This window comes from Sorangium sp. So ce381 (assembly GCF_051473845.1).
GTDB classification, from domain to species: Bacteria; Myxococcota_A; Polyangia; order Polyangiales; family Polyangiaceae; genus Sorangium; species Sorangium atrum.
This window is the reverse complement of sequence record NZ_CP150336.1, coordinates 9,110,479-9,124,850: the sequence shown is the minus strand read 5'-3', so window position 1 is coordinate 9,124,850 and position 14,372 is coordinate 9,110,479. Positions and strand designations below refer to the sequence as shown.

Below are 14,372 nucleotides of genomic sequence, written 5' to 3'. Positions count from 1 at the left end.
TTCTCACCGGGGCTCCGACCGGCATGGCGGCGAGCTCGCCCGCTCATGGACGGATCGCGACCGTCCTTGGCGACGGGATCGCGCGCGGCGCCGCGAGCGCGCTCGATCCGTCCGAGCGTCGCGGCGGCGACGGCGAAGCGCCGCGCGGAATCGCGGGCGCGCTGCACGGAATCGCGGGCGCGGCGCGCGGGAGCGGGCGAGCGGCGCCGGGAAATTCGCGTGCGAGGAGGTCTGATCACCCTCTACGCTGAGCGCCTCCTCGAACCGCGAAGGTTGCCATGAACGATGACATCGTCGAGCTGACCACGAAGCACACGTACGGCACCTGGCGCGCCCAGCGCGGCTGGAAGCCGATCCATGTCACCCGCGCGGAGGGCTGCGCGTTCTGGGATGCGTCCGGCAAGCGCTACCTGGACCTGTCCTCGCAGCTCATCTGCTCGAACCTCGGCCACCAGAACGAGGCCGTGATCGAGGCCATCTGCGCGCAGGCGAGGCAGCTCGCCTACATCAGCCCGGCGCACACGTGCGAGGTGCGGGCCAGGGTGGCGCAGAAGCTCCTGGAGGTGATGCCGAAGGGGCTGGACAAGTTCTTCTTCGCGACGTCGGGCACGGAGGCGAACGAGGCGGCGTTCAAGATGGCCCGGCTCTACACGGGCAAGCACAAGATCATCGCCCGCTACACGTCGTACCACGGGTCGACCGCGGGCTCGGTCGCGGCGACCGGCGACTTTCGCCGCTGGTTCATCGAGCCGGCCGGCAAGATCCCGGGCGTGGTGTTCGGCCCGGAGGTGAACTGCTACCGCTGCCCGCTCGGCCGGAGCCACCCCGAGTGCGGCGTCGCGTGCGCCGACTACCTGGCTTACATGATCGACCACGAGGAGAACGTCGCGGCGGTGATCGTCGAGCCGGTCGTGGGCACGAACGGCGTCCTCATCCCGCCGGCCGACTACCTGCCCAAGATCGCCGAGGTCGCGCGGAAGCGCGGCGTGCTCCTCATCGCGGATGAGGTGATGAGCGGCTGGGGCAGGACCGGAAAGTGGTTTGCGGTCGATCACTGGGGGGTGGTGCCGGATATCCTGACGACCGCGAAGGGCGTGACCAACGCGGCCGCGCCGCTCGGGGTCGTCGCGACCTCCCGCGCGATCGCGGACTACTTCGACGACAACATGTTCGCGCACGGCCACACCTACGAGGCCCACCCCCTCACGCTGGCCCCGGTGATCGCCGCGATCGACGAGTATCGCCGGCTGGACCTCCTCGAGCGCGCGACGAAGATGGGAGACGTCGTGGGCGCGAAGCTCCGCGCCCTCAAGGAGAAGCACCCCTCGATCGGCGACGTGCGCGGGATCGGCCTGTTCTGGGCGGTGGAGCTCGTGAAGGACCGCGCGACCAAGGAGCCGTTCAACGTGCCGCAGGACAAGGCGGCTCGGCGGCCCCTGGTGGTCGACGCGGTGGTCGCCGAGGCGGCGAAGCGCGGGGTGTCCGTCATGGGGTGGGTGAGCCACCTGCTCGTGGCGCCGCCGCTCATCATCAGCGAGGCGGAGATCGACGAGGGGATCGCGGCGCTCGACGCGGCGCTCGACGTGGCGGACCAGCGGCTCTCGGCCTGAGGACCTCGGGCGCGACGCGGCCCTTCACGGGCCGCCGGAAGAGCACGTCTGTGGCTGCGGCGAGCGCGCCCGGCGAAGGGGGGCGCGGCGACGTGCTAGGATCGTGGGCATGACTGCACGCACGAACGGCCTGCCGACCCGTCCGCCCCGGAACACGGGGCCGATCGAGCTGCGCGATTTCGGCCCGACCGGCCGCCGTCTGGGCACGCCCGACGACTGTTACGACGGCAGCCCGTGGGAGCTGCACCGCGGGGAGCTGATCGAGCAGATGGGGAGCAAAGACATCCATGGCATCGTGATGGCGCTCCTCGCGGCCCTCTTCCGCACGCACGCGCGCGAGGGCTTCACGGTGATGACCGACGTGTACTGCGATCTCAGCGACCCGGGGGGGCCGTCGCTCCGGGCGCCGGACGTGGTGGTGGTGGGCGATCTCTCGTCGCCGCGGAACGACGCCTACCGCGGCACGCCGCTGCTGGCCGTGGAGATCCGGGGCACGCAGTCGAGGCGCTACCTCGAGGAGAAGGTGAAGCTCTACCTGGAGCACGAGTGGCCGTGGGTGTGGATCGCGCACGCGGAGCGGCGGGAGCTCGAGGTCGTGCGGCCGGGGACGGCGTCGATCACCTACCGTCCGGGCGCGGAGGTGCCCCTCCTGCCGGAGCTGGGCAAGCACGGCCTCGGCGCCGTGCCGGTCGCGGCGCTGTTCGAGGAGCGCGACGCGGCGCGGTTCACGGACGAGTGGGTCGAGGCGCGCACCCAGGCGCGCACCCAGGCGCGCGCGATCCTCGCGGTGCTCTCGGCGCGGGGGCTCGCGGTGCCGGAAGCGGTGCAGGCGCGGGTGCTCGCGTGCGACGAGCCTGCGGCGCTGGAGCGATGGCTGGCCAGCGCGGCGACGGCGGCGAGCGGGGCGGTGTTCGCGGCGGCCGTGGATCGAGGGTGAGCCGGCGGCTGTCCGCCGCTCGGTAGGGGCGCCGCCCCCGCCGTGATCACCGCGACGGCGGCGCCGAGCCGCCCGCGCACGCGGCGGCTCGCGCGAGGAGCAGGTCGCGCTCGCGCGTGTTGCGCGTGAGCGACGCCGCGCGCTCGAGCTCCACGCGGGCCTCGTCGAGGCGGCCGAGCTTCGCGAGGAGGTCGCCGCGCACGCTCGGCAAGAGGTGGTAGCCCTCGAGGGAGCGCTCCGAGGTGAGCGCGTCGACGACGGCGAGGCCCGCCGCCGGGCCGAACGCCATCGAGAGGGCGACGGCGCGGTTCAGCTCGACGACGGGCGACGGCGTGACCTGGGCGAGCGCCGCATAGAGCGCCGCGATGCGCGCCCAGTCCGTCTCCGCCGCGGCGCGCGCGCGCGCATGGCAGGCGGCGATCGCGGCCTGGAGCGCGTAGGGACCGCGCGCGCCGCCGAGCGCCTCGGCGCGCTCGAGCGCCGCGAGGCCGCGGCGGATCAGCAGGTGATCCCAGCGCGCGCGGTTCTGATCCAGGAGCAGGATGGGCTCTCCCGACGGGCCGACCCGCGCCCTGGAGCGCGACGCCTGGATCTCCAGGAGCGCGACGAGGCCGTGGACCTCCGGCTCCTTCGGCACGAGCTCGGCCAGGATGCGGCCGAGGCGGAGCGCGTCCTCGCAGAGGGCAGGCCGCATCCAGTCGCCGCCGGCCGTCGCGGAGTAGCCCTCGTTGAAGACGAGGTAAATGACCTGGAGCACCGACGAGAGGCGGGGCGCGAGCTCGGCCCCGCGGGGGACCTCGAAGGGGACGCGCGCCTCGGCGAGGGTCCGCTTGGCGCGGACGATCCGCTGGGCGACGGTCGGCTCCGGGACGAGGAACGCGCGCGCGATCTCCTCGGTCGTCAGGCCTCCGAGCAGGCGGAGCGTGAGCGCGACCTGCGCCTCGGTCGAGAGGACCGGATGGCAGGCCGTGAAGACGAGGCGCAGGAGATCGTCGCCGACGTCATCGTCGAGCGCGGCGTCCAGATCCGGCGCGGCCAGCGCGTGCTGGGCCTCGATCTCGTGGCCGAGCTCCTCGTGCTTGCGCTCGAGCCGCTTGCTCCGGCGGAGCTCGTCGATCGCGCGGCGCTTCGCGGTGGCCATGAGCCACGCGCCCGGCTTGTCCGGGACGCCCGACTCCGGCCACCGCTCCAGCGCGGCGACGAGCGCGTCCTGCGCGAGCTCCTCGGCGAGGCCGACGTCGCGCACCATCCGCGCGAGGCCGGCGATGAGCCTGGCCGACTCGATCCGGAAGACCGCGTGGATGGTGCGATGTACGTCGGGGGCCGTCACGGCGCCCGATCAGAACACCTTCCGCCGCCGGCGCAAGCCCCCCGCCGCCGGCGCGCGCCCCCGATGCGCGCGGGGCTACTTCTTCTCCGCCACCTGCGCGCGCAGGCGCTCCTCCTGCTCCCTGAGCTCGGGCGTGAGCGCAGGGCCGAAGTCGTCCGCCGTGAACACCTGGCGAATCTCGACCTCGGACTCCTCGTTCATGGGGTTGGGACAGCGCTTCACCCACTCGATCGCCTCTTCCTTCGACTTCACGTCCCAGATCCAGAAGCCCGCGATCAGCTCCTTCGTCTCGGCGAAGGGCCCGTCGACGACGGTCCTCTTGTCGCCCGAGAACCGGATGCGCGCGCCCTTCGCGCTCGGGTGGAGCCCCTCGCCCGCGACCATCACGCCGGCCTTGACGAGCTCTTCGTTGAACTTCCCCATCTCGGTGAAGAGCTGCTCGCTCGGCATGACGCCCGCTTCGCTGTCCTTGGTGGCCTTGATCAGGATCATGAATCGCATGGTCGTGTCTCCTTGCTTCCGTGGTGGAGCTGGGCTCCGGAGGGTCTCTTGCCCGGGGCGAACCGTGGCTTCATCGTCACGACGAACGGCGGTACGCGGGATCGACACGCCGGGCGATCTTTTTTTGAGATGCTGTCAAGTGTACGTAATTGTTGATGATTGTGGAATTGGCGCCGCCCGCCGCGCCGCTCCGGGCCCTCAGAAGCGGCTGCGCAGCAGCGCGCCGCCACCGCCCGGCAGGATCGCGGGCGCGAGGGCGACCGAGCTGCGCTCCTCCGGCGCCGTCAGGAGGAGCACCAAGCCAGCGCCGATCCCGGCGAGGCCGACGGCGCCGAGCACGGTGCTCGTGGTGGTGAGCGTCTGGCCCCGCGAGCTGAGGGACATGCCGTCGTCGCTGCACCGCGAGGGATCTGGGCATTCCTTCTCGAGGTCGCCCTTCGTGCCGAGCGCGAGCCCGCCCGTGATGAAGCTCCCGCCCAGGGCCGCGACGCCGACGCCGCCGATGGTGAAAGCGAGGGTGCGCCTGAAGCTCGAGGGAGGGGGCAACGGGGGAGGGGAAATGGCGGGCGAGCCCGGGGAGATCGCGGGGGCCTGCGGCGCGTCGGGTACGGGGACCGGAGGCGGCGCGGCGGCCGGCGGCGGCTCGAGGCGCACGACGTTGCGCGCACCCTCCGCGAGGGTCACGGGCGCGTCGGTCTGCCGGCCGCCTGGCCATCGCGCGACGACGGTATGGTTCCCGGGGTCGAGCGGGAGCTCGCCGCCGATGCTGGCCTGCGGCAGCGGCGCTTGGTCGAGGAGCAGCTCCGTCGGCGCCGGTGCGCCCGCCGCGAGCTCGATGACCAGCTTGGGCAGGCGCGGCTCCAGCTCCCGGATGCGTTGCTCGGTGATGGGCAGACGGGGATCGCCCGGTGTCAGCTGTGTGAGCAGCTCCTTGAAGTGCTGCCATGCGCTCGCCACGCGCCCGAGGTCCGCTTCACACTGGGCCAGGTTGAGCAGCGTGCCGCGCGACGGATAGGTCGCCTGGCTCCGGCGGAAGAGCGGAATCGCGCGCGCGCAGTCTCGCGCTTCCACCGCTGCGCGGCCCTGCTCGAAGAGATCCTGTGCTTGTGCCTTCGGATCCTTGGGCTGCGCGGAAGCCGGGCTGCTCATCGCGCAGAGGACGGCGCACAGGGCGGCGCAGCGCAGCGCGCGAGTACCTCTTGTTCGTCTCAGTCCCATTTTTTCCAAGGATCCTCGGGCTTGTTCTGCGTCCTGACCTGTGAAGACGACGGCGGTCTGGTCGTGCTCACGGCGGTCGCGCTCGCCTTCACCGGCGGTGTCGCTGCTGTCGAAGCGGTCGTCGCTGTCGAAGATGCCGCTGCCTTCGCGCCGGCGTCCGGGGAGGCGCTCGCGACCGGCGCTGCGCTGGCCTCGAGCGCAGCGCTCGCGGTCTCCATCGCGGCGACGGTGGGGGTCGCCGTCACAGCGCCGGCCGCGCCGGGGGACACAGGCTCGCGCTCCGGCACAGCGCTCGATGAGGCCACCGGCGAGTCGCTGTCAGGGGACACGCTCGCCGTCAGCCGCCACGCAAGGAAGAACCCGGTCATCAGGACGAGCGCGGCGGCGGCGCCCGCCAGCAGCGCCACGCGGCTGCGCGGCCCCCGGGTCCGCGTCGTGTTGCCCCAGGAAGCGTGCGGCAGCGTCGCGTGCGCTGCTCCCGCCACCTCGCTCCCGGGCGACGACGGCATGTCCGGGCGGTGCGGCATGGGCGCCGTCGCGGCCTCGGCCGCTCCGGGCGCTCTACCCCACGCGGGCGAGGACATGCCGAGCGCGCCGGGGGCCGCGGGGGGAGCGCCCACCGGCGGGTACCCGGCGCGGGAAGCACGCTCCGGCAGGATCCGGTCGATGCTCTCGAACGAGAGCCGCCCGCGCTGCGTCCCGAATGGCGCGAGCACGCGGCCGATCTTCGCGACGCTCTGGACGCGGGCGCCCGGGTCCTTCGCGAGGCACCGGCTCACGAGCTCCCCGACGGCGGGCGGCAGGTCCGGCCGCAGGGCGAGGATGGAGGTGGGCGTGTCCATGATGATGGCCGCCGTGACCGCGGTGATGCTGTCTCCCTCGAACGGGTGCCGCCCGGTGAGCATGCGATACAGGATCACGCCGAGTGCCCAGATGTCCGTGCGGACATCTGCGTATTTCAAGCTGCGAATCTGCTCCGGCGACATGTAATGGATGGAGCCCATGATGAGGCCCGTCGCGGTCAGGCTCGCCTCCTTGACGGAGTCGCCCGTGGCGATGAATTTCGACAGGCCGAAGTCGAGGACCTTGAGGAGGGGAGTCCCGTCGGGGCGGCGGGTGAGGAAGAGGTTCTTCGGCTTGAGATCGCGGTGGATGATGCCGCGCGCGTGGGCCTCGGCGATCGCCTCGCAGGCCTGGAGCAGGTAGTCGGCGGCGTCGGCGAGCGGGAGGTGGCCGCGGGTCTGGAGCACGTGGCCGAGATCGTCGCCGGTCAGGTACTCCAGCACCATGTAGGCGGCGCCGGTGCTCAGCGCGCCCATGTCGAGGACACGCGCGATGTGCTGTCCGTCGAGCGCCGCGGCGGCGCGGGCCTCGCGGAGGAAGCGGGCGCCGGCGTCGGGGAGCGCAGCGGCCTCGGGAAGGAGGAATTTGACGGCGACGCGGCGCTCCAGGACGACGTCCCAGGCCGCCAGGACGACCCCCATGCCCCCTGCGCCGAGGACGCGCTCGATGCGGTACTTGCCCGCGAGGACGTCGCCGGGAACGGGGACGCCGGAGGGGACAGCGGGCTGCTGCGCCATGGTGGGAGGAGAGCGTAGCGGGGAGGTGGTGCCGAGTACAAGAGGCGGACAGCCTCCTGGGGCTCTCGAGAGCGCACGACCCGGGAGGGCTCGCGCGATGACGTACTCGACGCGATCCGCTCGCGACGTCCGTCGGACAGCGCCTACGGTTTGGCCTCGATCCGCGCGGCGTCCTTCTTCTGCTGGAGCCTGTGCTTGATCGCCCCGAAGAGGACCGGCGCCACGGAGACGAAGATGATCAGGTAGACGACCCGCTCGATCTGCTTGGCGTCGAAGACCTTGCCAAGGAAGTAGCCGAGGAAGGTCATCGAGAAGACCCAGAGCACGCCGCCCACCACGTTGAACATCGCGAAGCGCCGGTATTGCATCTGCCCCACGCCCGCCACGACGGGCGCGAACGTCCGGGCGAACGGCATGAAGCGCGCGAGGATGATCGTCTTGCCGCCGTGCTTCTCGTAGAACTTCTGCGTCGCGATCAGGTGATCCTTGCGGAACAGGAGCGACTGCTCGCGCGTGAAGATCTTCGGGCCGGCGCGCCGCCCGATCGTGAAGCCCACCGCGTCGCCGATGATCGCCATCGCCATCAGCGTGACGTTCATCAGGAGCAGGTTCTGGAAGTTCGGTAGACCGAGCGGGTTGATGAGCCCCGCGTTGACCAGCACCCCGGCGGTGACGAGCAGCGAGTCCCCGGGAAGGAAGAACCCGATGAGCAACCCCGTCTCGGCAAAGATGATGATCATCAGGACGGGGTAGCCGCCCCACTGGAGCAGCGACTCGAGCTCCCTCAGCCTGCTGAAAAATTCACGGAGGAGATCCACGGCCGCTCGATAGCTCACCTCGGCGGCCGCGTCGAACCCCGCGTGCGCCCTGGCCGCCTGCGCGCCGCCAGTGTCCGGCGTGGGAGCCGCCGGCGGCGAGGCGCCCCGCGCTGCTCACGGCCTGCCGGGCCGCTCCCGGGTGAGCTCCCCGGCTCCACCTCCCCGAGCGCCGAGGGCGAGCCCCCCGCGTTCCGCCCGCGCCGTCAGTGGCCGCGCGCGCTATCGCGCATAGCGCGCCAGGTACTCCTTGAGGTGCAGCTTCCGGGCCGTGTTCTCTGACGACATGTAACGTATCGTCCCGAAGATCTCCCGCTCTGGGCCCCAGGCCCGATCGTAGCGGCCGAGCACCCAGAAGATGCCGGAGGTCGAGTTCGGGTCGCGGCCGTCGAGCGCATAGCGGTCGTTGAGCTCGATCATGATCTCGAGCGCCTCGCGCGGCGTCCGCGACCATTCCAGGATCTTCTTGCCCCACAGCATCCGCAGGTAATTGTGGATTCGCCCCTCGCGGAGGAGCTCGACCTGCGACGCGTTCCAGATCCGGTCGTAGGTCGCCCCCGCCGCGAGCGCCTCGAGCGGGTAGACGCGCGGGCGCCTGTCGCGCGCGTGCTTCTCGAGCGTCGCGAGCGCCCAGTCCGGGAGAGACGCGTAATCGGTCGGATCGCGCTTCCACGAGGGGCGCGGTCCGTCTCCCTCGCTCGCCCCGAGCGCGAAGGCGTTGAAGCCGAGCTCTCGCCAGGTGACGAGCTGCTCGAGGAACGCCTCGGCAGAGGCGCTCATCCCCCAGAACCCCTCGCGGCTGCCGCTCGGCCGCTTCACGCCGTCCCCGGGGAGGCCGAGCCGTTCGACGCGGAAGGCCTCGCGCCGGGCGACGGCGGTGAAGACCTCGTGCGCCGCGAGGTGGCCGAAATGCAGGTACGGCGACAGGCCGCTCGTCGCGCCGGCGTCGGGGTGATCGCGCTCCTCCAGGTAGCGCGGCAGCCGCTCCGCGACGAAGCGCGCGAGCGCCTTGCCAGCCGCCTCCGGTCCGCCCCGGCAGGGCGCCGGCGGGACGGTGTGATCGATGGGGAGCGCGGAGAGCGCCGCAGGGTCGCCCCCGAGGAGCGCCTGTGAGGCCGCCGGCCACCTGCGCGCGATCGCGCGGGGGAGGGGAGCCGCAGGCCGGAGCTTCGCCCGCTTCAGCGGATCGGCCGCCGGCTGCGCGCCGAGGTGCTCGCCGATCACCCGCTGCCAGAAGATGCGGAACGAGCGCGCGGTCGTGAACACCCGATCGGCCGCGCGCATCGGCAAGAGGCCGTTCGAGTCCACCTGCTCGAGGCGGACCGGCGCCTGCCGCGCGGCCGAGGCGACCATCCGCGGGAGAAAAAAGCAGGGGTAGTCGTCCGTCACCACCACGCACGCCCGCGCCGCGAGCGCGCCGAGCAGGCCCTTGCCGGCCCCCTCGGCCGGCTCGACATAGGGGTGATGCGCGACGCCGGCCGCCGCGAGGCGGCGCGCGTTGTCGGCCATGCCGTCGATCACGAAGCGATGGATCCTGTCGCTCGCCCAGCGGTAGCCGCACCGGAGCGCCTCCAGCACGACGAGCGGTCGATCGAGCGCCATCGACCAGGCGATCGCGCGCTCCAGACCGAAATTGTACCGTGTCCGGCGACTCGCGATCATCCAGTAAAGGACATAATCGCCGTCCTCGCGGACGGGCATCGCGTTGCGGGTGCGGAGCCGGAGCTCGGGGACGCTGCTGGAGATCACGACACCTCCTCCACGATCGGCCCGCCGGCGCGCCGCCGCGGGGCCGGAGCGACGGAGGGGCGAGACCGCCAGGGCGCCAAGGACGCCAGAGAAGCGAGGTTCTCTCTCTCGGCCCCGGCGCTCTGCTCTCTCTTCGGATCGAGCGGTGCTCTAGCACAGCTCGGGCACGAGCGCGCACGTGCGTCTGGCGGATTCATGGGGGAGAGACCGGCGCGCGGACCCGGCCTCTCGGGATGTGCCCGCGCTTGCGCCGTGGTGACGCCGGCTTCAGGTACCGCCGCAGCGGTCATTCATCGGCGCATCGGCGCATCGGCGCATCGGCGTACGAGCGCGACGCGCGAGGAGGGGCAACATGGCTCTTGATCTCCTGAGAGAGCGGGGGACACCGCTCGACCGCCAGTCGTTCAACTGGCGTGATCTCGTCCAGGTGCCGTTCAGCAAGCTCGACGACGACGCGTTCACCCGCGTGCGCGTCATCCTGATGAACGGCATCGAGCTCGAGAGCGTGCGGTTCCTGCACAGCTTCGCGCGCATGAACCGGGATCTGCGGCGCGTGCTCGCCCAGGTGCGGCGCGTCGATCACCACCAGGCCACGCTGGTGAACTGGCTCAACCCGCCGGATCAGTCGCCGCTGGAGACCACCATCGGATACGAGCAGGTCGCGATCGAGATCACCGCCCACGTGGCGCTCGCCGAGCCTGATCCGTACCTCGCGCAGGTCTATCGCTTCGGCATGCTCGAGGACTACGATCACCTGTATCGCTACGCGGCGCTCCTGGACCGCCTGGAAGGCAAGGACGCGAACAACATCCTGCAATCGTACACCGACGTGACGCCGGGGCGTCCGACCGCGGTCGAGCACCGCGCCCCCGAGGACGACGTGCGCGCGCCGTACGACCGGCGGACCGCGAGCGGGATCACGAAGCTCAACGCGCTCACCATCATGGCGGCCGAGCAGCAGACGCACAACTACTACGTCAACGTCGGGCCGTTCTTCACGGACCCGGTGGCGCGGCTGCTCTACGCCGAGATCGCCTCGATCGAGGAGCAGCACGTGACGCAGTACGAGGCGATCATCGATCCCGAGGAGACCTGGCTGGAGAAGTGGGTCCTCCATGAGGCCACCGAGGTCTACAACTACTGGAGCTGCCTCCAGCAGGAGCAGAACGCCCGCGTGAAGCGGATCTGGGAGCGGTTCCTCGACTACGAGCTCGGGCAGCTCCACGTGGCCATCGACCACCTCAACCGGATCGAGGGGCGCGACGCGGCCGAGATCCTCCCCGCCTCGCTCCCGGACCCGATCTCCCACGAGAGCCACCGCCAGTTCGTGCGCGACGTGCTGTCCAGGGAGGTGCACCTCCGCGCCGTCGGCGAGGACATCGTCGATCCGAGGGTCGTCCCGGAGAGCGCCGCGACGATCGCCTACCGGCAGCAGATGAACTCCGCCGGCTCCCCCTCCGAGATCGTGGCCGCGGGCTACCGGTTCACGCCGGGCACCGAGCTCTCGCGGCGCGCCGAGAAGATCGACGGACAGAAGGAGGCGACGCCATGAAACAGATCAAGATGGGGACCAACACCACGGGCATCGCGACCTCTCCCATCGACAGCAAGGAGCTCATCGAGTTTGCGCAGGTGATCCCGCCGAGCTCCCCCGGGAGCGAGGCCGACGCCGCGGCGGTCAGGAGCGAGTACGCGAGGGAGTCGGGCACGGTCGGGAGCGTGCCGCCGCCGGCGAGCGTCAAGGGGGTCGTCAAGGCAGCCGGAGAGCTCATCCACGGCAGGCCCCCCGCGCTCCTCATCGACAAGCTCGGCGAGCGCCTCCAGTTCGAGCGCTCGGGCACGCGCCTCTACGAGGCGATGATCGCCAAGCACGACGCGGAGGGGAGCTTCGAGGGAGGCCCGACGCGCGCTGACCTCGAGGCGATCCGCGACGAGGAGCTCCTGCACTTCGCGCTGCTGAAGCGCGCGATCGAGCGGCTCGGGGCCGATCCGACCGCGATGACGCCCGGCGCCGACGTCATCGGCCTGGCGTCGACCGGCGTCCTCGCGGTCGCCGTCGAGCCGAGGATCAACCTCGGGCAGAGCCTGCAGGCGCTGCTCGTCGCCGAGCTCACGGACAACGACGGCTGGCGGATGCTCATCGACCTGGCGATCGCCTACGGCCAGGAAGAGATGGCCGCCGAGTTCCGCGTGGCCGAGCAGCACGAGGCGCTCCACCTCGAGCGCGTGCGAGCGTGGCTGTCGAGCAAGCTCGCGCTCGACGCGCGCGGCGCGCCCACCAGCACGACCCCGCAGCAAGCCGCCTGACGCCGAGCTGGCACACCGCCGGCTCGGGCGATCCGAGCTGGGCGGATCGCAGGCGCCTTACGCGCGGCGCCGTAGACCGGCCTCCGGGATCTCGGTTATGACGCTCGGCGCGCGGGCCCGGCGCATGCGGGGTGCCGCCGGCGGCTCCGCGCCCCGGGTGAACCCATGGACTTGCCCCAGAAGCTCCGATCCCTGTTCCTGCTGCCCTTGGTCGCGCCGCTTGCCTGCGGCGGCGCTCCGGCGTCCGCGCCACCGCCTCCCCGACAGGCCGCAGCGCCGGCCCCGGCTGCGCCCGCTGCCCCGACGGCCGCGGCCCCGGCGGCCGCCGCCCCGGCCGCGCCGACGAAGGCCGGGCCGCGCGCCGACGCGACGCTCATGCCCCGGCGCATGCTCTTCGGCAACCCGGATCGCATGTCCCCCCAGATCAGCCCGGACGGCCAGCGGCTCGGGTTCCTCGCCCCCTCCGACGGCGTGCTCAACGTGTGGGTCGGCCCGGCCCAGGCGCCCGCGTCGGCCAAGCCTGTCACGAAGGAGCAGAGCCGCGGGGTGCGCACCTTCCTGTTCCCTTACGCGAACGACTACGTCCTCTATCGCCAGGACAAGGCCGGCGACGAGAACTGGCACATCTACGCCGTCGAGCTCAAGACCGGGCAGATCAAGGATCTCACCCCCTTCGACGGCATCTCCGCGATGTTCGAGGGGATGAGCCCCAAGATCCCGAACGAGATCCTGATCGGCATGAACGATCGGGACAAGAAGGTCCACGACCTCTACCGCGTCGACGTGCGCACCGGCGAGCGCAAGCTCGTGCGGCAGAACGACGGGTTCGTGGGGTTCGTCACCGACCATGACTTCAAGGTGCGGTTCGCGTCGAGGATGACGCGCGACGGAGGCCAGGAGTACCTCGACCTCACGGGCAAGGAGTCGAAGCCCTTCGTCGCGTTCGGGCCCGAGGACGCCGTGACGAGCGAGGCGATCGGCTTCGACGCGGCCGACAAGGCGCTCTATTTCCGCGACAGCCGCGGCCGCGACACCTCCGCGCTCGTCACCCTCGATCTGCGGAACGCGAAGCCCGCGGTGCTCGCCGAGGACGCGAAGGCCGACGTCAGCGACGTGATCGTCCACCCGAAGACGGGCAAGGTCCAGGCGGCGGCCTCCGAGCGCGAGCGCAAGCGCTGGCAGGTGCTCGACAAGAGCATCCAGCCGGATCTCGACGCCCTCCGCGCGGTCGCCGACGGCGAGCTCGACGTGCTGAGCCGGTCGCTCGACGACAAGCGCTGGACCGTCGGATACACGGTCTCGGACGGCCCGGTCCGATACTACCTCTACGATCGTGACGCGAAGAAGGCGACGTTCCTTTTCACGAACCGCGCCGCGCTCGAGTCGCAGCCGCTCGTGAAGCTGCGGCCCGTGGTCATCAAGGCGCGCGACGGCCTCGAGCTCGTGAGCTACCTGTCGCTGCCGCGCGGCGCCGACCCCGACGGCGACGGCAAGCCGGACAGGCCGCTCTCGATGGTGCTCCTCGTCCACGGCGGCCCCTGGGCGCGCAGCTCCTTCCGCCTCGATCCGATGCACCAGTGGCTCGCGAACCGCGGCTACGCCGTGCTGAGCGTCAACTTCCGGGGATCGACGGGCTTCGGGAAGAAGTTCGTCAACGCGGGCGACCTCGAGTGGGCGGGCAAGATGCACAACGACCTGCTCGACGCGGTGGACTGGTCCGTCGCGCAGGGCATCGCCGACAGGGCCCGCGTGGCGATCATGGGCGGCAGCTACGGCGGCTACGCGACGCTCGTCGGCCTGACCTTCACGCCGGAGACCTTCGCCTGCGGCGTCGACATCGTCGGCCCGTCGAACCTCGTGACCCTTCTCCAGTCCATCCCGCCCTACTGGGCGCCGATGCTCGAGCTCTTCGCGAAGCGGGTCGGCGACCCCCGCACAGAGGACGGCCGCGATCTCCTGCGCACGCGCTCGCCGCTCTACCGCGCCGACCAGATCAAGCGGCCCCTCCTCATCGGCCAGGGCGCCAACGATCCGCGCGTGAAGCAGGCCGAGAGCGATCAGATCGTCAAGGCGATGACGAGCAAGGGGATCCCGGTCACGTACGTGCTGTACCCCGACGAGGGACACGGCTTCGCCCGCCCGGAGAACTCCATGTCGTTCAACGCGATCGCGGAGACGTTCCTCGCGCAGTGCCTCGACGGCTCCTACGAGCCGGTCGGCGGCGACTTCAAGGGGTCGAGCGTCACCGTCCCCGTGGGCGCCGAGGCCGTCCACGGGCTCTCCGCGGCGCTCCCCCGGCCCTGACCGCTCCGCGCGACCACGGCG

General features: G+C 71.5%; 11 protein-coding genes. 5 read left to right on the top strand and 6 right to left on the bottom strand.

Annotated elements, in window-relative coordinates:
* Positions 1-278 precede the first annotated feature (278 nt).
* Entirely contained in the window at positions 279-1,610 is a 1,332-nt protein-coding gene (locus WMF29_RS34130; RefSeq protein ID WP_437324291.1) for an aminotransferase family protein, read from the top strand.
* Between the two features lie 109 nt (positions 1,611-1,719).
* Entirely contained in the window at positions 1,720-2,547 is an 828-nt protein-coding gene (locus WMF29_RS34125) for a Uma2 family endonuclease (RefSeq protein WP_437324290.1), read from the top strand.
* A 46-nt stretch (positions 2,548-2,593) separates the two neighbouring features.
* Here the strand turns inward: WMF29_RS34125 and WMF29_RS34120 are convergent, their stop codons facing one another.
* The 6 genes from WMF29_RS34120 to WMF29_RS34095 all read right to left on the bottom strand — a co-directional run bounded on the left by WMF29_RS34120 (position 2,594) and on the right by WMF29_RS34095 (position 9,740).
* Positions 2,594-3,877 (bottom strand): RNA polymerase sigma factor, encoded by a 1,284-nt coding sequence (locus WMF29_RS34120; RefSeq protein WP_437324289.1) that lies wholly within the window; start codon positions 3,875-3,877, stop codon positions 2,594-2,596.
* A 75-nt stretch (positions 3,878-3,952) separates the two neighbouring features.
* Positions 3,953-4,378, bottom strand: a complete 426-nt coding sequence (locus WMF29_RS34115) for a YciI family protein (RefSeq protein ID WP_437324288.1) — start codon at positions 4,376-4,378, stop codon at positions 3,953-3,955.
* A 198-nt stretch (positions 4,379-4,576) separates the two neighbouring features.
* Positions 4,577-5,527, bottom strand: coding sequence for a tetratricopeptide repeat protein (locus WMF29_RS34110; protein WP_437324287.1), 951 nt, complete (start codon positions 5,525-5,527; stop codon positions 4,577-4,579).
* 59 nt (positions 5,528-5,586) lie between these two features.
* Positions 5,587-7,176 carry a serine/threonine-protein kinase gene (locus WMF29_RS34105; protein ID WP_437324286.1) on the bottom strand — a complete coding sequence of 530 codons (1,590 nt, stop codon included), beginning with the start codon at positions 7,174-7,176 and terminating at the stop codon, positions 5,587-5,589.
* Between the two features lie 143 nt (positions 7,177-7,319).
* Positions 7,320-8,012 carry a VTT domain-containing protein gene (locus WMF29_RS34100; RefSeq protein ID WP_437324285.1) on the bottom strand — a complete coding sequence of 231 codons (693 nt, stop codon included), beginning with the start codon at positions 8,010-8,012 and terminating at the stop codon, positions 7,320-7,322.
* 201 nt (positions 8,013-8,213) lie between these two features.
* Complete coding sequence (locus WMF29_RS34095) at positions 8,214-9,740, bottom strand: deoxyribodipyrimidine photolyase (RefSeq protein ID WP_437324284.1); 1,527 nt, start codon at positions 9,738-9,740, stop codon at positions 8,214-8,216.
* A gap of 352 nt (positions 9,741-10,092) precedes the next feature.
* Here WMF29_RS34095 and WMF29_RS34090 point away from each other — a divergent pair, with 352 nt between their 5' ends.
* From WMF29_RS34090 to WMF29_RS34080, 3 genes are all read left to right on the top strand, one after another.
* Complete coding sequence (locus tag WMF29_RS34090) at positions 10,093-11,292, top strand: hypothetical protein (protein WP_437324283.1); 1,200 nt, start codon at positions 10,093-10,095, stop codon at positions 11,290-11,292.
* A complete protein-coding gene (locus WMF29_RS34085; protein WP_437324282.1) occupies positions 11,289-12,047 on the top strand; it encodes a ferritin-like domain-containing protein in 759 nt (252 codons plus the stop codon). Before WMF29_RS34090 ends, WMF29_RS34085 begins: the two co-directional genes overlap by 4 nt.
* Positions 12,048-12,212: 165 nt before the next feature.
* Positions 12,213-14,351: a S9 family peptidase gene (locus WMF29_RS34080; protein ID WP_437324281.1), complete on the top strand. Its 2,139-nt coding sequence runs from the start codon at positions 12,213-12,215 to the stop codon at positions 14,349-14,351.
* Positions 14,352-14,372 lie beyond the last annotated feature (21 nt).